This window comes from Nocardiopsis sp. LDBS1602, assembly GCF_035818715.1.
GTDB classification, from domain to species: Bacteria; Actinomycetota; Actinomycetes; order Streptosporangiales; family Streptosporangiaceae; genus Nocardiopsis; species Nocardiopsis alba.
On the sequence record NZ_JAYLVW010000002.1, the window covers coordinates 726686 to 743654 of the forward strand.

Annotated in this window: 15 protein-coding genes; 8 read left to right on the forward strand and 7 right to left on the reverse strand. The window is 71.0% G+C overall.

Annotated elements, in window-relative coordinates; all coding sequences use genetic code 11:
* The first annotated feature begins 2 nt into the window (after window positions 1-2).
* Entirely contained in the window at window positions 3-1601 is a 1599-nt protein-coding gene (locus U9J66_RS11340; protein ID WP_161110560.1) for a DUF5719 family protein, read from the forward strand.
* Window positions 1602-1710: 109 nt separating this feature from the next.
* Here the strand turns inward: U9J66_RS11340 and U9J66_RS11345 are convergent, their stop codons facing one another.
* The gene (locus U9J66_RS11345) at window positions 1711-2103 is read right to left on the reverse strand and encodes a metallopeptidase family protein (protein WP_017533510.1); all 393 of its coding nucleotides are present in this window, start codon (window positions 2101-2103) and stop codon (window positions 1711-1713) included.
* A 220-nt stretch (window positions 2104-2323) separates the two neighbouring features.
* On the opposite strand from U9J66_RS11345, the gene U9J66_RS11350 reads away from it, so the two are divergent.
* From U9J66_RS11350 to U9J66_RS11365, 4 genes are all read left to right on the forward strand, one after another.
* Window positions 2324-2719, forward strand: a complete 396-nt coding sequence (locus U9J66_RS11350; RefSeq protein WP_014908818.1) for a DUF3499 domain-containing protein — start codon at window positions 2324-2326, stop codon at window positions 2717-2719.
* 149 nt (window positions 2720-2868) lie between these two features.
* A complete protein-coding gene (locus tag U9J66_RS11355; protein WP_014910935.1) occupies window positions 2869-4221 on the forward strand; it encodes a phosphomannomutase/phosphoglucomutase in 1353 nt (450 codons plus the stop codon).
* A 40-nt stretch (window positions 4222-4261) separates the two neighbouring features.
* On the forward strand, window positions 4262-4438 hold the full coding sequence (locus U9J66_RS11360; RefSeq protein ID WP_014911237.1) for a Trm112 family protein: 177 nt from the start codon (window positions 4262-4264) through the stop codon (window positions 4436-4438).
* Window positions 4439-4631: 193 nt separating this feature from the next.
* A complete protein-coding gene (locus tag U9J66_RS11365; protein WP_014910894.1) occupies window positions 4632-5960 on the forward strand; it encodes a protein kinase domain-containing protein in 1329 nt (442 codons plus the stop codon).
* Between the two features lie 24 nt (window positions 5961-5984).
* On the opposite strand, the gene U9J66_RS11370 is transcribed toward U9J66_RS11365, so the two are convergent.
* Window positions 5985-7076, reverse strand: coding sequence for a hypothetical protein (locus U9J66_RS11370; RefSeq protein ID WP_326337645.1), 1092 nt, complete (start codon window positions 7074-7076; stop codon window positions 5985-5987).
* Window positions 7077-7247: 171 nt separating this feature from the next.
* A complete protein-coding gene (locus U9J66_RS11375; protein WP_014912113.1) occupies window positions 7248-7691 on the reverse strand; it encodes a helix-turn-helix domain-containing protein in 444 nt (147 codons plus the stop codon).
* 130 nt (window positions 7692-7821) lie between these two features.
* Here U9J66_RS11375 and ahcY (U9J66_RS11380) point away from each other — a divergent pair, with 130 nt between their 5' ends.
* Together ahcY (U9J66_RS11380) and ahcY (U9J66_RS11385) are read left to right on the forward strand one after the other, a co-directional pair.
* Window positions 7822-9258: an adenosylhomocysteinase gene (gene ahcY / locus U9J66_RS11380; RefSeq protein WP_014911909.1), complete on the forward strand. Its 1437-nt coding sequence runs from the start codon at window positions 7822-7824 to the stop codon at window positions 9256-9258.
* Between the two features lie 19 nt (window positions 9259-9277).
* Window positions 9278-10540 carry an adenosylhomocysteinase gene (ahcY, locus tag U9J66_RS11385; protein WP_014908260.1) on the forward strand — a complete coding sequence of 421 codons (1263 nt, stop codon included), beginning with the start codon at window positions 9278-9280 and terminating at the stop codon, window positions 10538-10540.
* Window positions 10541-10550: 10 nt separating this feature from the next.
* On the opposite strand, the gene U9J66_RS11390 is transcribed toward ahcY (U9J66_RS11385), so the two are convergent.
* Window positions 10551-11459, reverse strand: a complete 909-nt coding sequence (locus U9J66_RS11390) for an RDD family protein (protein ID WP_014909656.1) — start codon at window positions 11457-11459, stop codon at window positions 10551-10553.
* Window positions 11460-11576: 117 nt separating this feature from the next.
* Here U9J66_RS11390 and U9J66_RS11395 point away from each other — a divergent pair, with 117 nt between their 5' ends.
* Window positions 11577-12569 (forward strand): stage II sporulation protein M, encoded by a 993-nt coding sequence (locus U9J66_RS11395; protein WP_161110558.1) that lies wholly within the window; start codon window positions 11577-11579, stop codon window positions 12567-12569.
* On the opposite strand, the gene U9J66_RS11400 is transcribed toward U9J66_RS11395, so the two are convergent.
* Genes U9J66_RS11400 through U9J66_RS11410 form a run of 3 tightly spaced genes read right to left on the reverse strand, consistent with a single transcriptional unit; the run spans window position 12566 to window position 16910 of the window.
* Entirely contained in the window at window positions 12566-14569 is a 2004-nt protein-coding gene (locus U9J66_RS11400) for a tetratricopeptide repeat protein (protein ID WP_326337647.1), read from the reverse strand. The genes U9J66_RS11395 and U9J66_RS11400 overlap by 4 nt on opposite strands.
* A gap of 59 nt (window positions 14570-14628) precedes the next feature.
* Entirely contained in the window at window positions 14629-15927 is a 1299-nt protein-coding gene (locus U9J66_RS11405) for a DUF58 domain-containing protein (RefSeq protein ID WP_161110556.1), read from the reverse strand.
* On the reverse strand, window positions 15927-16910 hold the full coding sequence (locus U9J66_RS11410) for an AAA family ATPase (RefSeq protein ID WP_014912556.1): 984 nt from the start codon (window positions 16908-16910) through the stop codon (window positions 15927-15929). The genes U9J66_RS11405 and U9J66_RS11410 overlap by 1 nt, the downstream gene beginning before the upstream one ends.
* Window positions 16911-16969: the final 59 nt, after the last annotated feature.

Here is a 16969-nt window from a genome sequence, read left to right on the forward strand (position 1 = left end):
CCGTGCGGCTCATCGTCGAGAACCGATTCGCCCTGTTCGGGCTGGTCGCGTTGGCGTTGCTGGCCCTGTTCGGGCTCGCGTTCGGGCTGCGGCCCCTCACCCCCTCGCTGGGGGTGAGGGAGGCGGGCACCCTGCGCCCCGAACTGGCCTCACGCGTGTGTCCCGCGCCCCACGAGACCTCGGGCGACGCGGAGAGCTCGGTGGCGGCCTTCGCCCCCAGGGTCGGCCGCGACGACGAGGGGGAACTGTGGGCCGTCCCCGTCAACCGGGCCCCCGAACGGGACGAGGACGACGAGGACGCGAGCGGCTCCGACCGGGAGGACGAGACCGACGACGGCGGTTCCGAGGAACGCAGGGACCTCCTCGCCGACGAGCTCACCGAACCCGGGAGGATCTGGCGGGCCGACGTCGGCGACGCGGTCCTGCCCACCGCCCTGCGTGCCGAGGGGGCGCTCGCCTCCGGCCTCGACGCCGCCCAGATCACCCTCACCGACGACGCCGTCACCGAGGTCCGCTGCGTCGAACCGGCCATCGGCACCTGGTTCGCCGTGCCCGGGGCCGGTGGGATCGACGAGGTCGAACTCGACACCCTCACCGTGCACCTGACCAATCCCGAGGAGTTCAGGGCCACCGTCAGCGTCGACCTCTACACCGCGGAGGGGCCCTCGTACTCGCCGGAGAGCCGGGGGATCGACCTGGGCGCGGGGGAGTCGACCACCCTCGACGTCACCGAGTTGGTCCAGAGCACCGGTTCCGTCGGTGTCCACGTGCGGACCAGTACCGGACGGGTCGCCGCCTCCCTGCTCGCCGAGCACGCCGAAGGCCACACCGACTGGGTTCCGCCCACCCGGGCGCCCGACACCGAGCACGTCGTCCCGGGAGTCCCCGGTGGGGACGGGACCCGTCGGCTCATCGTCGCCGCCCCCGGAGACGCACCCGTCGAGGTCCGTGCGCGCGTGATCCCCGATATCGGGGACGAGGAAGAGGGGGACGGGGCCTCCGAAGAGGAGCCGATCGTCCTGAACGTCCCGCCCGCCGCCTCCGCCTGGGCCAGTCTGGAGAGCGCCCTGGGAGGACTCCCGGGGACGGTCGTGCTGGAGGCCGACGCTCCGATCGTCGCCGGTGTGATCGTGGAGGAGACCGAGGTGGACGGCGACGACAAGGACGTCGTGGACACCGCCTACACGTCCGCGGTCGAACCGCTCTCGTGGCCGCTCGACGTCACGGCCGTGATCCCCGAGATGCCCGAGGGCCTCGACGTGGAACTGATGTTGGGCGCCCCCGAGAGCGACGCCCGGATCGTGGCCACCCCCATCGCCGCCGACGGCAGCATGGGCGACGCCGTACGCGCCGAGGTGACGGCCGGGACCACCCACGTCTTCGACACCGAGACCGAGGGCTGGGGCCCGCCCACGGGCATCGACCCCGACGACGGCTACACGATCCGGCTGGAGCTCCTGGAGGGTTCCGGCCCGGTGTACGCGGCCCGTGTCCTGCGATCCGACCCCGGCGTCAGCGTCATGCCCGTCCCGCCCGCCCCCATCGAGGTGCGGCTGCCCATCGTCCGCGACAGCATGACCGGCCTGGTCCCCGGCGAGTGACCGACCCGCGGTCTCCACCTCGACCCCCTGTGGTGACCGGCAGGTGATCTCTCATCTCACCCCGGACATCACCCGAAGCGCCGGCGGAGGCCCGAAGCGAACACGGCCCCTACTCGGGGTCGACGGACTCCGGTTCCACTCCGAGCAGGTTGGCCACCTCCTCGACCACCGCCTCGTGGACGAGGAGGGCCATCTCGTCGGGGTCCTTGGTGCGGATCTCCACCGGGCGTCGATAGACGACGATCCTCGCCCGCCCTGTGGGGTTGGTCTCCAAACGGGAGAAGGGGATCGTTTCGGAGGGATCACGATGGAGCGGCAACGGGGGGACGTCCTCGACGAGGAAGTCCACGTTCGCCAGCTCGCGTGCCCACAGGCGTTCCAGGCGTTCGACGGCGTCCAGGACAAGGTCGTCGAAGGCCTGGGCTCGGCTGCGGAACACCGGCAGGTCAGAGGGCACGAGAGGACCGCGGATGCCTCGGCCGCGGCGGTCCCGGCGCCGCACTCGGTCTGGTTGGCCACTGGAAAGGCGCACTCGTCGCACACTTCGAGACTAAGCCATCGGAGGCCGGACGCGTAGCCCCGTTATGGGAGGGACCTCGGGCGGTGTCGAAGCCGCGGGACGGCTCTTCGACCACTTCCGGGTAAAGAACGGGCATCCGAAAACATACGGCTCATGGGACGATGCTGGCGTGTCCTTCGGTAAAGGCATACAGTCGAACGCTGTGAGCCATGTTCGACGCTGTTCCCGCACCGCGTGCAGGCAGCCCGCCGTATTCACGCTCACGTACGTCTACGCCGACTCCACGGCCGTTCTCGGCCCGCTCGCCGCCTATGTGGAACCGCACTGTTACGATCTGTGCGCCATGCACGCCGAGCGGCTGACCGCGCCGCGCGGTTGGGAGGTGGTCCGGCTTCCGGTCGAGACGTCGGGCGGTGGTCCCGGCAGCGATGACCTGGAGGCCCTCGCCGACGCCGTACGTGAGGCGGCGCGGCCGCCGGCGCGTCCGGAGTCGTCCCCGGGGGAGCCCGTGGGAGAAGGTCGGGAGACCATGCGCCGCGGCCATCTGCGCGTGGTCAGGTCCGAACGAGACGATCACCGCGACCCGCGCCTGCCCTGAGCGGCACGGCCTCGAACGTCGCGCGGCACGAACCTCTCCGGGCGATGCCCGTGGGGCCGGCCGGTCTTCCCTTGCTAGTTTTGTACGGCGCCCGGAACCTTCGGGCGCTGGACCGAACTCGTGGCAGAACCGACCTGGCCGGAGCAGACGTGGCTGACCTCGGAAGCATCTTCAAGGCATACGACGTGCGAGGTGTGATTCCGGACACTCTCGACGTCGATATCGCGCGAGCGATCGGAGCGGCCTTCGCCCGCGTGGTCGAAGGCCCCGCCGTGGTGGTCGCCCACGACATGCGACCCTCCTCTCCCGACCTCTCCCACGCCTTCGCCGACGGGGTCACCTCCCAGGGCGTCGACGTGGTGTTCGCCGGACTCGGCTCCACCGACCTGCTCTACTACGGCTCGGGCGCCCTCGACCTTCCGGGCGCGATGTTCACCGCCAGCCACAACCCCGCCGAGTACAACGGCATCAAGATGTGCCGGGCCGGCGCGGCGCCGATCAGCGCGGAGACCGGTCTGGACGAGATCCGCCGCCTCGCCGAACAGGGTGTGCCCGAGTACGACGGCCCCCGGGGCACGGTGACGGAGAAGGACCTGCTGTCCGACTACGCCGACTACCTGCGCGGCCTGGTCGACCTGTCCGGTTCCCGTCCGCTGAAGGTCGTGGTGGACGCCGGTAACGGCATGGGCGGGTACACCGTCCCGGCCGTTCTGGAACAGGGGCTGCCGCTGGAGATCGTGCCCCTCTACTTCGAACTCGACGGCACCTTCCCCAACCACCCGGCCAACCCCCTGGACCCGGACAACCTGGTCGACCTCCAGGCGAAGGTCCGCGAGACCGGTGCCGACGTCGGCCTGGCCTTCGACGGGGACGCCGACCGCTGCTTCGTCATCGACGAGCGCGGCGAACCGGTCTCGCCCTCGGCGGTCACCGCTCTGGTGGCCTCCGAGGAGCTGAAGCGCGAGCCGGGCTCCATCATCATCCACAACCTCATCACCTCGGCGGCGGTGCCCGAGATCGTCGCCGAGCGCGGCGGCCGGCCCGTCCGCACCCGCGTCGGTCACTCCTACATCAAGGCGACCATGGCCGAGACCGGTGCGATCTTCGGTGGTGAGCACTCCGCCCACTACTACTTCCGGGACTTCTGGCGGGCCGACACGGGTATGCTCGCGGCGATGCACGTCCTGCGTGTCCTGGGGGCGGGCGACCGCCCGCTCTCGCGGATCACGGAGGAGTACTCCCGCTACGCGGCCTCGGGCGAGATCAACTCCAAGGTCGCCGACGCCCCCGGCCGTATGGCGGCGGTACGCTCGGCGTTCGCCGAACGTGACGGTGTCACCGTCGACGAACTCGACGGCCTCAGCGTCACCCTGCCCGGCGGGGCCTGGTTCAACCTGCGAGCCTCCAACACCGAGCCGCTGTTGAGGCTCAACGTGGAGGCCGCCGACGACGACGAGGTGGCGCGCCTTCGCGACGAGGTCCTGGACATCGTCCGCGCCTGACCCCGCCTCACACGAGGCCATCACACGAGGAACGAGAACCATGAGCACGAAGATCGACGGCTGGCTGCTGGAGATCCTGGCCTGCCCGCAGAGCCAGGCCCCGCTGCGTCACGACCCCGAGACGGACGAGCTGGTCTGCGACGAGAGCGGCCTGGCCTACCCGATTCGGGACGGTATTCCGGTCCTGCTCGTCGACGAGGCGCGCAAGATCTCCTAGAGGGCGACGGGTCGGGACCGAAAAGGTCGGGTCCGGAATGGAACGTTCCTTCGGTTCCGACAGTCATAGGGGGTACGTCGGCGCGGGCGGAGCCCTCAGTGGGCTCCGGTCGCCCGCGCGTGGCGTGATCGACGTTGCCTGCCCGTACTCTGGTCTTGCCCCCAGCCCGTGACGACCTCCCAGGAGGACACCGATGCCCGGTCCCGAATCGCTACTGCCGAGCGACCCCTCATCGTTCGGTGAATACAGCGTGACCGGACGTCTGGGGAAGGGCGGCCAGGGCGTCGTCTACCTCGCCGAGGACGCCGATGGGGAGGAGTACGCGGTCAAGGTCCTCAACGACCAGTGGTCGCAGGACTCCGATCTGCGCAAGAGGTTCGAGAAGGAGGTCCGGGCCGCCCAGCGGGTCGCCTCCTTCTGCACGGCGGCGATCATCGACGCCCGGCTCGACGGTGATCCGCCCTACGTGGTCAGCGAGTTCGTGCCGGGCAAGGACCTACAGGAGGCCGTCGCCAAGGGCAAGCAGGTGCGCGGGGCGGCGCTCCAGCGGTTGGCCGTGTCCACGGCGACCGCGCTCGTGGCGATCCACAAGGCCGGCATCGTCCACCGTGACTTCAAGCCCGGCAACGTGCTGCTCGGTCCGGACGGGCCCCGGGTCATCGACTTCGGTATCGCCCGGGTCGACGACGGCACCGCCACCATGACCAATTCGATCGTCGGTACGCCCTCCTACATGGCCCCCGAGCAGATCGAGGGGCGTGGGATCACCGACAAGTGCGACATCTTCGCGTGGGGCTGCGTGATCGCGTTCGCCTCCACGGGGCGGGCGCCGTTCGGATCCGACACCGTTCCGGCCGTGGTGCACCGCGTGGTCAGCGCTCCGCCGGACCTGGAGGGCATCGACGAGGCCCTGCGCCCCATCGTCGAGTCCTGCCTGGACAAGGACCCGGCCCGGCGTCCGAACGCCCAGCGGCTGCTCATGCGGCTGCTCGGCCACGACTCCGAGGACGCCGACACCGCGGACGCCTTCCGGCAGGGTGAACAGGTCGCCCAGACCGGTCTGTTGAACGGCGCGCGGTTGCCGCAGGTCCAGTATCCGCAGACCGGTGGACACCCCGGTATGGGCTATCCGCCGGGGGTCTCCGACCCGAGGGCGGGCCAGAACCCCGCGATCTCCAACCCGACCCCGGGCCTGGGCGCCCCGGGCATGTCGGACCCGCGCCCCGGGCAGATGGGGCACCCCATGAGCTCGGATCCCCGTCAGGGCGGGTACGCGGGGCACCCGGGCATGTCCGATCCGCGCCCCGGGATGCCCGCCTACCGACACCGTCCGCAGATGCCGCAGCACGGCGGGAACCCGATGACGACCGGGGCCGTGCGCCCCGACCAGACCTTCCAGGGAGGCTATCCGCAGCAGAGGGGGAAGGACTCGGTGCTCCAGCAGAGCTGGGTGATCCCGCTCGTGCTCATGACCATCGTCATCCTCATGCTGCTCCTGCTCATCCTGGCTCTCAGCGGCTGATCGGGGCGTCCACGCGTCCGGTGGTCAGACCCGTGTGAGCTCGTCCACCGCGCGGGAGATCGCCTCGTCCACCAACTCGCGGATCCGGGGCCACCTGTCGTCTGCGGAGTCGCTCGGCAACACGGTGACACTGTCGCCGCCGGAGGTCTCCCACGCCCGCCGGGTACCGTCGGGCATGGTCAGGTGCGTGTCGGCGGTCACCGCCAGCACACCCGAGGGCGGGTCCCCCACCTCCTGCACGATCACGTAGAGGTTCAGGGTCGCCCCTTCCGTCGCCAGTTCCATGCGGGTCCACCACTGGGCGGCCCCGTGGGTGAGCGGTCTGCGGGGCGGGGGGACGGCGTCGCGATCCGTGTCCTTCTCACCGTCCTCGGAGGAGACGGCGGCCCGGGCGGCGGGGTCCAGCGCGCGCAGGAGGAGTTCGACCGGGGCGCTCCGGGAACGGACGTGTTCCATGACGCGTCGGCGGGTCGCGACGGCCAAGGGCGGCACACGGCCACCCGTCACGGGGAGGTTCCCCGGGTTCCAACCGATCTCCCGACGCAGTGCCTCGATCACCAGACGGGCGAAGTGCGCGACCAGCGCGGCGAAGTGCTCCTCCGGATCCTCTCCCTTGCGGAACACCGGTGGGGGAGTGCGCGGATCCAGCAGTAGGGGCGGGTGGTCGGCGCGCTGAAGGACCCGGGAGGCCAGGGCCCACGGCAGCGCGTGGAGAGCCTCGCCCTCGCTCTCGGATCCGTCGAGTTCGTTCATGAGCCGGACACATTCGGCGTAGGCGTGGGCGGCGCGGACCACCGGGTGGGCGGTGATCCCCGCGGCCTCGGCGAGGGCCAGGGTGTGTTCGCTGGTCAAGGGGGCGCCGGACGTGCGCGGAGAGGGCGGGAGTCCCGCGGCCCGTCCTGCCAGGGTCGCCACGTAAGGGCCGGTCAGAGGCGGTTCGGCCCCCGCCGGGGCGGCCAGCAGCAGTTCCGCGAGCTCGGGGCCGCCGCCCCATTCCTGGACCCGGTCGTGGGTGAGGGCGCGTCTGGCGGCGGTGCGCTCCGTCAGGGGGTTGCGCTGGAGACGTCTGGCCCAGATCTCCCTGAGGCGGTCGACGTCCGTGAGTTCTGCGCGCACGCGGTCCGGGAGGGCCTCCGGGACAGGGGCGACGAGTCGGCTGTTCACGTGTGTTCACGTAGCCCGTCGACGGTTTGCCAAAACATGCCGAACGGTTGGTCTGGGGCCTCTGTGAAGGAGGTATTCCCAGGGGACCAACGGGTTTTTCGAGACTGCTGATGCGTACGTGACCTATGGGGTTTTCGGGACGTTCGAAGCGCTCGGCGGCACGGGACGCCTGGTGCGGAGGAGGCGCATCGCCTTCTCCTTCTCGAAGTCCAGAGCCCGGGTGGGAGCGGCGGTGAGACGGCCCAGACGTTCCCCGTGCGCGCGTACCCGTGCCAGCACCTCGGGTTCGGCCAGAACGCGCAGAGCGAAGGAGAGGGCGGCCGGAGGGATGTCGAACTCGCGCTCCAGCTCCAGCCCGACCTCTATGGTCCGCAGATCCTCCTCGGTGAAACGGCGGTGCCGATGGCCGCGCCCGGTCGGCGGGTCCTGGGTACGGGGGAGCAGACCGAGAGCCTCCCGATAACGGAGCATCCGGGCCGTTCCGCCGACCCGTTCGGCGGCCGCCGAGATCGGCACCGGGGCGGATTCGGTGCCGGAAGCGGTGAAGACGTCGTCGCGGGCGGCCATGCGTGTGACTGTAACCCACCCGGACGGTCGCACGGGATCAATCTGACGCCCTGTTGTCAAGTTTGTGACCGGCGCCGGGGCACGGGCCTAGAATCAAGGTCGCCACCACGACTTGACGAGTGAGGAACGCATGGCATTCGACTTCAAGGTCGCCGATCTCTCCCTGGCCGAGTTCGGCCGCGACGAGATCCGCCTCGCCGAGCACGAGATGCCCGGTCTCATGGCCACCCGCGCCGAGTACGGGGACAGCAAGCCCCTCAAGGGCGCCCGCATCATGGGCTCGCTGCACATGACCGTGCAGACCGCCGTCCTCATCGAGACCCTCGTCGCCCTGGGCGCCGAGGTCCGCTGGGTGAGCTGCAACATCTTCTCCACCCAGGACCACGCGGCCGCCGCCGTCGTCGTCGGCCCCGACGGCACCGTGGACGACCCCAAGGGCGTCCCGGTCTTCGCCTGGAAGGGCGAGACGCTGGAGGAGTACTGGTGGTGCACCGAGCAGGCGCTGACCTGGCCGGGTGCCGAGGGTCCCAACATGATCCTGGACGACGGCGGCGACGCCACGATGCTCGTCCACAAGGGCGCCGAGTACGAGAAGGCCGGCGTGGTCCCGGACCCCGCGACCGCCGACAGCGAGGAGTTCTCGGTCGTCCTCACGCTTCTCCAGGAGAGCCTGAAGAAGGACGCCCGCAAGTGGACGACCATCGCCGAGGGCATCATGGGCGTCACCGAGGAGACCACCACCGGTGTGCTCCGTCTGTACGAGATGCAGCGTGACGGCGTCCTGTCCTTCCCCGCGATCAACGTCAACGACTCCGTCACCAAGAGCAAGTTCGACAACAAGTACGGCATCCGCCACTCGCTGCCGGACGGCATCATGCGCGCCACCGACGTCCTCATCGGCGGCAAGGTCGCCGTGGTCTGCGGTTACGGCGACGTCGGCAAGGGCTCGGCCGAGGCGCTGCGCGGCCAGGGCGCCCGCGTCATCGTCACCGAGATCGACCCGATCAACGCCCTCCAGGCGGCCATGGACGGTTTCCAGGTCGCCACCCTGGAGGACGTGCTGGAGACCGGTGACATCTTCATCACCACCACCGGCAACTTCAACGTGATCATGGCCGACCAGATCGCGCGCATGAAGCACCAGGCGATCGTCGGCAACGTCGGTCACTTCGACAACGAGATCGACATGGCCGGCCTGGCGAAGATCCCCGGTATCTCCAAGAAGGAGATCAAGCCGCAGGTCCACGAGTGGACCTTCGAGGACGGCAAGTCCGTCCTGGTGCTCTCCGAGGGCCGTCTGCTCAACCTGGGCAACGCCACCGGTCACCCGAGCTTCGTGATGTCCAACAGCTTCACCAACCAGGTCATCGCGCAGATCGAGCTGTTCACCAAGACCGACGCGTACCCGACCGGCGTCTACACGCTGCCCAAGCTCCTCGACGAGAAGGTCGCCCGTCTGCACCTGGACGCGCTCGGCGTCAAGCTGACCCGCCTCACCAAGGAGCAGGCCGCCTACATCGGCGTGGACGTGAGCGGTCCCTACAAGCCGGACCACTACCGCTACTGAGAGGCGAGTTCCTCCGGAGATGACACTCCCCTCACACGAGGTGGCGGACCTCGGCCTCAGCGGGGCCGGGGTCCGCCGTGTGGCCTGGGCCGAACGCTCCATGCCGGCGCTGCGCAGCGTCCGTGAACGCTTCGCGGCCGAACGCCCCCTGGCCGGTCTGCGCCTGGCGGCCTGCCTGCACGTGACCGCCGAGACGGCGAACCTGCTCCGCGTCCTGCGCGCCGGGGGCGCCGAGGTCTGGCTGGCCGCCTCCAACCCGTTGTCCACCCAGGACGACACGGCGGCCGCCCTGGTCGCCGAGTACGGTGTGGCGGTGCACGCCTGGGCCGGTATGGACACCGCCGCCTATGACCGCAACCTGGTCACCGTCCTGGAGTCCCGCCCCCATCTGCTCCTGGACGACGGCTGCGATCTGGTCAACACGGCGCACAGCCACCGGCCCGACCTGTTGGAGGGCGTCCTGGGCGGTTGTGAACAGACCACCACCGGTGTGATCAGGCTGCGCCGGATGAGCGCCGAGGGGGAGCTGCGACTTCCGATGGTCGCGGTCAACGACACCCGTACCAAGCGGATGTTCGACAACCGCTACGGCACAGGGCAGTCCACGGTGGACGGGGTGCTGCGCGCCACCAACACGCTGCTGGCCGGACGCACGGTGGTGGTGGCCGGTTACGGCTACTGCGGCCGAGGCCTGGCCGAACGCTTTCGCGGCATGGGCGCGAACGTGTTCGTCACCGAGGTCGATCCGGTCAAGGCCCTGGACGCCGTCATGCAGGGGTACACGGTCACCACCATGGACGTCGCGGCCCACCTCGGCGACGTGTTCGTCACCGCCACCGGGAATCGCGACGTGGTCCGTCGAGAGCACCTGGAGTCGATGCGCGATGGGGCGATCCTCGCCAACTCCGGTCACTTCGACCTGGAGATCGACCTCAACGCCCTCGACTCCCTCGCGGTCTCGGTCGACCGGGGGGTGCGCGAACAGGCCGACGAGTACGTGTTCGCCGACGGCCGTCGCATCCTCCTGCTGTCCGAAGGGCGTCTGGTCAACCTGGGCGCCGCGGAGGGACACCCCGCCGCCGTCATGGACCTGTCCTTCGCGGTCCAGGCCTTGACCACCGAGTGGCTGGCTCGGACGCACACCGACCTTTCACCGGGCGTCGTCGAGGTGCCCGAGGAGATCGACCACGAGGTCGCCCGCCTGGAACTGGCCGCCCTGGGGGTCGGCATCGATACGCTCACCCCGGAGCAGGAGTCCTACCTGAACTCCTGGCGTCCCTGACCTCGGGGGATCATCGGCCGTAGGGCGGCGGGGGCGGGGTGGGGCCGCCGGGGCCCTGAGGCCCGCCCTGGTACGCCGACCACGGGCCCGGGGCGTGCGGGGCGCCCTCCCACGGGGAACGCGGGGCCGAGGCGCCGCGCAACGACTCCAGACTGCGCCGACGCCGCTCCGCCAGCACGGCGGCCAGGAAGACCGGAGGCGTGGTTCCGGGAGGCGGCGGCGGACTCACCTGAGAGGCGACCGAGTCGGCCAACCGGGAACCCATCTCGTGGCGGGTGTGCTCGGCGAGCTCCCCATAGCGCATCACGTACTGGCGGGCGGCGTTGGCGGTCTCCGGGGCCAGACGCGACAGTTCCGCCGCCGCGGCCCAGGCCGCCATCTGCGGCGGCATGGGGATCTCCACGTCCCGGCGGCTTCCGGTGCGCTCCTCCACCACCATCGTCCCGGCCACGAAGTCGCCGACCCGACGGCCGTTCGGGTTGATCATCGAGGTGAGCAGGGCGATCAGTCCGGAGGACGCCCAGATCTCCACGGAGGCGGAGAGGGCGCGGCCCAGGGCCTGCCGGAAGCGCACGGGCGAACCGTCGGTGCCGACCACACGCAGTCCCAGCGCCATCTTGCCCAGGGTCCGGCCACGCGAGATCGTCTCGAACGCGGTCGGATAACCGACGATGATGAGGACGGGCAGCGCCAGACCGAGGGCGGCGGTCGCCGCCGTGTCCAGGGACGTACCGACCCACATCATCACGACCATCACCATGATGATCATGACGATCTGGAGGATGCCGTCGATGGCCATGGCCGCGATACGGGTGACGAACCCGGCCGGACGCAGCTCCAGGACGACCGCGTCCCCGGTGACCAACGGCGTCGTGCCGTACACGTCGTCTCCGGTCGCGCCGCCGCCGGGGTAGGACACCAGTACACACTCCCTCGCCGGGTGTTCTGTCACGTTCCCCCCGACATTACCCGGCGTCGGCGGGCCGTGTTCGCATCGCCCGCGAAGCTCCGATGACGATCCAGTAGTGTCCGATACGTGGATATCGACGTGTTCGCGGCGGCTCACGCGCGAGAGTGGCAACGGCTGGACGAACTGGTGCGCGGGCGCCGTTCGCTCTCAGGTGAGGAGATCGACGAACTCGTCGAGCTCTACCAGCGGGTCTCCACGCACCTGTCGGTCGTGCGCAGCTCGGGACAGGACCCGGTACTGGCCGGGCGACTGTCCTCTTCGGTGGCCCGTGCCCGTTCGGCGGTGACCGGTTCGCACTCCTCCGGATGGGCCGACGTCGGCTCCTTCTTCACCCGGGTCTTCCCAGGCATCCTCTACCGTCTGCGCTGGTGGTGGCTGGGTGTCAGCGCGGGCACGGTGCTGGTCGCCACCGCCGTCGGTGTGTGGATCGCGAACGACCCCGAGGCCCTCGCCGCGCTCGGTACCCCCGAGGACATCGCCCGGTACGTCGAGTACGAGTTCGCCAACTACTACGTCGAGACACCGCCCGCGTCGTTCGCCGCCCAGGTGTGGACCAACAACGCCTGGGTGTCCGCGCAGGCGATCATCTTCGGGGTGTTCCTCGGTCTGCCGACCCTCTGGGTACTGCTGGTCAACGCGATCGGCATCGGATCGGCCGGGGGCATGATGTTCGCGCTGGGGCGCGGCGACGTGTTCTTCGCGCTGATCCTCCCGCACGGTCTGCTGGAGCTCACCGCGGTGTTCGTGGCCGGAGGCGTGGGGTTGAGGATCGGCTGGTCCATCATCTCCCCGGGCGACCGGACCCGTATGCGCGCCCTGGGCGAGGAGGCCCGGGCCGCGATCGCGGTGGCCCTGGGGCTGGTGGTGGTCCTGTTCATCTCCGGGCTCATCGAGGGCCTGGTGACCGGCTGGATCACCAACACCTGGGCCGCCATCGGTATCGGCGTGGTCGCCGAGGCGCTGTTCTTCCTCTACGTGTTCACCGTCGGCCGGAAGGCCTACGAGGAGGGTGAGACCGGCGACATCGCCGACGCCCCCGCCGCCGTCCCCGTGGCCTAGCCGGAGGCCCCCGATCCGCGGAACTCCCTTCCGGGGTCGACGAAGGACTCGCTCATCCGGTCGCGGGCCAGACGGGTCTGAGGATGATCGGGGCCCAGGATCCGTGCCCGCCCCTCCATGACCCGGTGGAAGATCTCCCTCGCCCGAGGACGGTGCTCGCGTCGCAACGCCACCAGGCCGCGTTTGTAGTCCGCGTTCAGGGTGAGGAGCTCCTCGTCCCCGAGAAGCCGCAGACGGACCTCGTGGACCCGGTCGAACAGGCGCTCCGCCGTGTCCAGGTCGTCCAGCCGCAGCGCCGCGTACCCGAGGGCGTCCATCGAGGCCAGGGTCTCGTCGGCCTCGGCCCCCTGTTCGCGCAGCCGCGCCTCCAACACCCTCTCGTGCAGGGCGCGCGCCTTCCTCCACTCCCCGCGCGCCCCCGCCACCAGGGCGATCTGGTGACGCGTGTCCAGCGTGCGCGGATGGTCCGCGCCGAGCACCCGCTCCCGGTCCGCGAGCAGCGCCAGGTAGCCCCGCTCGGCCTCCTCGACACGGTCCTGGAAGAGCAGACTCTCGGCGAGCAGGTGCCGGGAATGGAGGGTGAGCGGATGGTCGGCGCCGAACGCCCCCTCGGCGGTGCGCAGAGCGGCCGTCGCGGTCCGTTCGGCGTCCTCGAAACGTCCTAGGCGCAGACGTGCGCGGGCGGCCCCCAGCCCCACCCGGACCCGGAAGCCGGAGCCGAGCGCCGGCGCTCGGCCGGCCAGGGACGCCAGCGAGGTGAGGGCGTCCAGCTCGAACCACGGGTCCCGTTCGCCCTGCTCCTCCAAGAGCCGCTCCACCTCCGACACCAAGGGGGCGTCGTTCTCGCCCAGGCCCGCGCGCACCGTCTCCGAGATCAGGGGGTGCAGGAGCAGCGAGGTCCGCTCGTCCGTGCGTTCGACCCCGACCAGCCCGTGGACCACGAGCGCGTCGACGGCGCGGGCGAAGGAGGCGTCGGACATCCCGCACCTCGGGACCCGCCACAGGGGCACGGCCCGCCCCCGGGCCCCGAGCAACGACAACGCGCGCAGGAGCGGGACCGCCCGGGGGTGGCGCTCGCCGACCAGACGCAGGGACAGCTCCCAGACACCCGAGAGCAGCCGGCGTTCGTCGACCGGTCCGGGGGAGAGGGGCCCGGCCAGTTCGTCGATGCCGGCGATGTTCTCGTCCAGGTGCTCCAGCAGGGAACGAGCGTCGGGGAAGAGCACACCGTGGGTGGCCAGGACGCGCCCCGCGAGGGCGAGGGCCAGTGGGACCCCGCCGAGCCGCTCGGCCAGCGCGTCGGCCCCCGACAGCTCCGGGACCCTCGCGTGCTCGGTCAGGGCGGCGCTCGCGTCCTCGCCGGTCAGCGGTCCGACCCGGAGCATCTCGGCGGGCGCCCACAGGCCGGCGTCGCCCAGCCTGCTGGTGACCAGGACGAACCCCTTCGGGCTCGAACGCATCCAACCGAGCCGCTCACCCGGGCGATGGTCGGGGTCCGGTTCCTCCGGTCGGTCGGCGTCGTCGACCACCAGCAGCCAAGGGGTGGGGGACCGGTCGAGGTGCCGCCACACCCAGCGTGTCGCCGCCTTCGGGGCCGCCTTGAGACGGTCGATCTCCTCGGGGGCGGCGGCCAGCTCCACGGCGATCTCCAGCATGCTCGGCGTGATCGCGTCCGCGCGTACCCAGAACACGGTCCGCCCCCGCGCACGGGCGTGCTCGGCCAGGGCCGCGGCCACGGTGGTCTTTCCGAACCCGCCGGGTCCGGTCAGCACGTGCGGGATCGAGGACCCCCGCTCCATCGCCTGACAGAGCCTCGACAGCAGGTCGGAGCGTCCGCGGACGGAGGTCGCGAGGCGGGGCGGATCCAGGGACACGTCCACGATCGGCGAGGTGTCGCGAGGCAGGTGCACGGTCACCCCGCCGTGGATGTCACGTGCCTGGACCAGCACCCCGTACAGGTCGCCGTGCGCGGTGTTGTGGGCTTCGGGGGGAGAGGCCATACGCCCATGATGCACGAGGGGCGCCCTCCCCGTCGGAAGAGCGCCCCACGGGAGAGCGCCTACAAGCGGCCCTGGGCCTTGAGGTCGATGTAGGCGTCGGCCAGCGCCGGAGCGATCCGCTCGGGGTCGGCGTCGACCACCTCGGCCCCCGCCCGGCGCAACTCCGCGGTGATCCGGTGCCGCTCGCTCAGGGTGCGTTCGGCCGAGGCCGCCCGGTAGAGGGCGTCGGCGTCCCCGCGTTCGGCGGCCATCTCCGCCACCTTCGGGTCCCGTACCGCCGCCACCAGGAGCAGGTGGCGCGAGGACAACAGGGGAAGCCTCGGCAACAGCCCCTCCTCCAAGGCGGCCGCGTTGAGGTCGGTCAGCAGCACCACCAGTCGACGGCTGCGGCCCTGGGTCATCACGGAGCCGACCATCCCGGCCGGATCGGACTCCACCAGGGCGGCCTCCAACGGCGCCATGGCCTCCACGACACGGTGCACCTGACTGCCCTTGCCCGAGGCCTTCACCCGGGCCCGGACGGCACGGTCGTAGGCCATGAAGTCGACCCGGTCGCCCGCCTTGCCCGCCAGCGCGGTCAGCAGCAGCGCGGCGTCCATGGAGTGGTCCAGGCGCGGGGTGTCTCCGACCCGCCCCGCCGAGGTCCGGCCGGTGTCCAGCACGATGAGGACGCGCCGATCCCGTTCGGGGCGCCAGGTCCGCACCACCACCCCGTCGTCCCGGGCGGTGGCGCGCCAGTCGATCGAACGCACGTCGTCGCCGGGCACGTAGTCGCGCAACGAGTCGAACTCGCTGCCCTGGCCCCGCACCATCGCGGTGTGGCGGCCCTCCAGCTCGCGCAGCCGGGACAGTTTGCCCGGAAGGTGCCTGCGGCTGTGGAAGGGCGGGAGCGTCCGCACCGTCCAGGGAGCCTGGAGCGTCCGCTGCCGTCCGGCCACGCCCAAGGGGCCGACGCTGCGCACCGTCACTCCGGCGGAGCGCGCGTCACCACGCCGGGAGGGCGTGAGCGTGGTCGTCACCCGTCGACGCTCGCCGGGGCCCACCAGCAGCTCACGAGAGCGCGGCGAGGCGTGCGAGCTCGGCGGCCAGGCGTCGCGTACCGAACCGCGCAGCCGGCGCCCCGTCGGGTTGGCGATCAGGACCGACACCGACGCGGAATCGCCCGAACGCACGGAGGTGTCGCCCTCCCGGGACAGGACCAGCCGCGCCGGGGAGGTCGCCGCCAGCACGTCCACCACGACGATCAGCACCACCAGGGACACGGCGATGGCGGTGACCGTGGAACCGATCTGGCCGGAGATCGCCACCGCCACCGTCGCCAGGAGCGCGAGCAGGGCCGCCCGGCCGGTGACCACCATCAGCGCGGCACCGGGACGGAGGCGAGCACGCCGTCCAGGATCCCGTCCGTGGTGGCCCCCTCCAGTTCGGCCTCGGGACGCAGCCCGATCCGGTGCCGCAGGGTGCCCTTGGCCAGGGCCTTGACGTCGTCGGGGGTCACGTAGTCGCGGCCCGAGAGCCACGCCCACGCGCGGCTGGTCCGCAACAGCGCGGTGGCACCACGCGGCGAGGCGCCCAGCTGCAGGGACGGGGAGAAACGGGTGGCCCGGCACAGGTCCACGATGTAGCCGAGGACCTCCGGGGCCACACGGACCCGGGCGGCCGCCTCACGGGCGGCGCGCAGCTCGGCGGCGCCGGCCACGGCGGTCACCCCGGCCGCGGCCAGGTCACCGGGGTCGAAGCCCGCGGCGTGCCGCCCCAGCATGTCGATCTCGGCGGCGCGTTCGGGCAGCGGGATCGTCACCTTGAGCAGGAAACGGTCCAACTGGGCCTCGGGCAGCGGATAGGTGCCCTCGTACTCGACCGGGTTCTGGGTGGCGGCCACCATGAACGGGTCGGGGAGCGCCATCGGGCTGCCCTCGACGGTGACCTGCCGCTCCTCCATGGCCTCCAGCAGGGAGGCCTGGGTCTTGGGAGGGGTCCGGTTGATCTCGTCGGCCAACAGCAGGTTGGTGAAGACCGGGCCCTTCATGAACTCGAACTTCGCCGTGTGCTGGTCGTAGACGAGCGAACCCGTCACGTCGCCCGGCATGAGGTCGGGGGTGAACTGGACCCGCTTGTGGTCCAGGGACAGGGCCGCGGAGACCGTGCGCACGAGCAGGGTCTTGGCGACACCGGGCACACCCTCCAGCAGGATGTGGCCACGGCACAGCAGTGCCACGACCAGCCCGGTCACCGTCTCGTCCTGGCCCACGACCGCCTTGGCCACCTCGCGGCGCAGGGCGTTCAGGGCCGCCCGTGCCTCTTCGGCGGAGGGCGATGCCTCGGGTGTGAAGGCGCTCACGTGCCGTCTACCTCTCTGATCCCTTGTCGATTCCGGTCTGTGGGGGGGAGCGCGGTACG

Coding starts and splice junctions, on each gene's coding strand:
- U9J66_RS11360 (WP_014911237.1), top strand. CDS start 4,262: ATGAGCACGAAGATCGACGGCTGGCTGCTGGAGATCCTGGCCTGCCCG.
- U9J66_RS11405 (WP_161110556.1), bottom strand. CDS start 15,927: ATGGTGGTCACCGGCCGGGCGGCCCTGCTCGCGCTCCTGGCGACGGTG.
- ahcY (WP_014908260.1), top strand. CDS start 9,278: ATGACACTCCCCTCACACGAGGTGGCGGACCTCGGCCTCAGCGGGGCC.
- ahcY (WP_014911909.1), top strand. CDS start 7,822: ATGGCATTCGACTTCAAGGTCGCCGATCTCTCCCTGGCCGAGTTCGGC.
- U9J66_RS11375 (WP_014912113.1), bottom strand. CDS start 7,691: ATGGCCGCCCGCGACGACGTCTTCACCGCTTCCGGCACCGAATCCGCC.
- U9J66_RS11365 (WP_014910894.1), top strand. CDS start 4,632: ATGCCCGGTCCCGAATCGCTACTGCCGAGCGACCCCTCATCGTTCGGT.
- U9J66_RS11400 (WP_326337647.1), bottom strand. CDS start 14,569: ATGGCCTCTCCCCCCGAAGCCCACAACACCGCGCACGGCGACCTGTAC.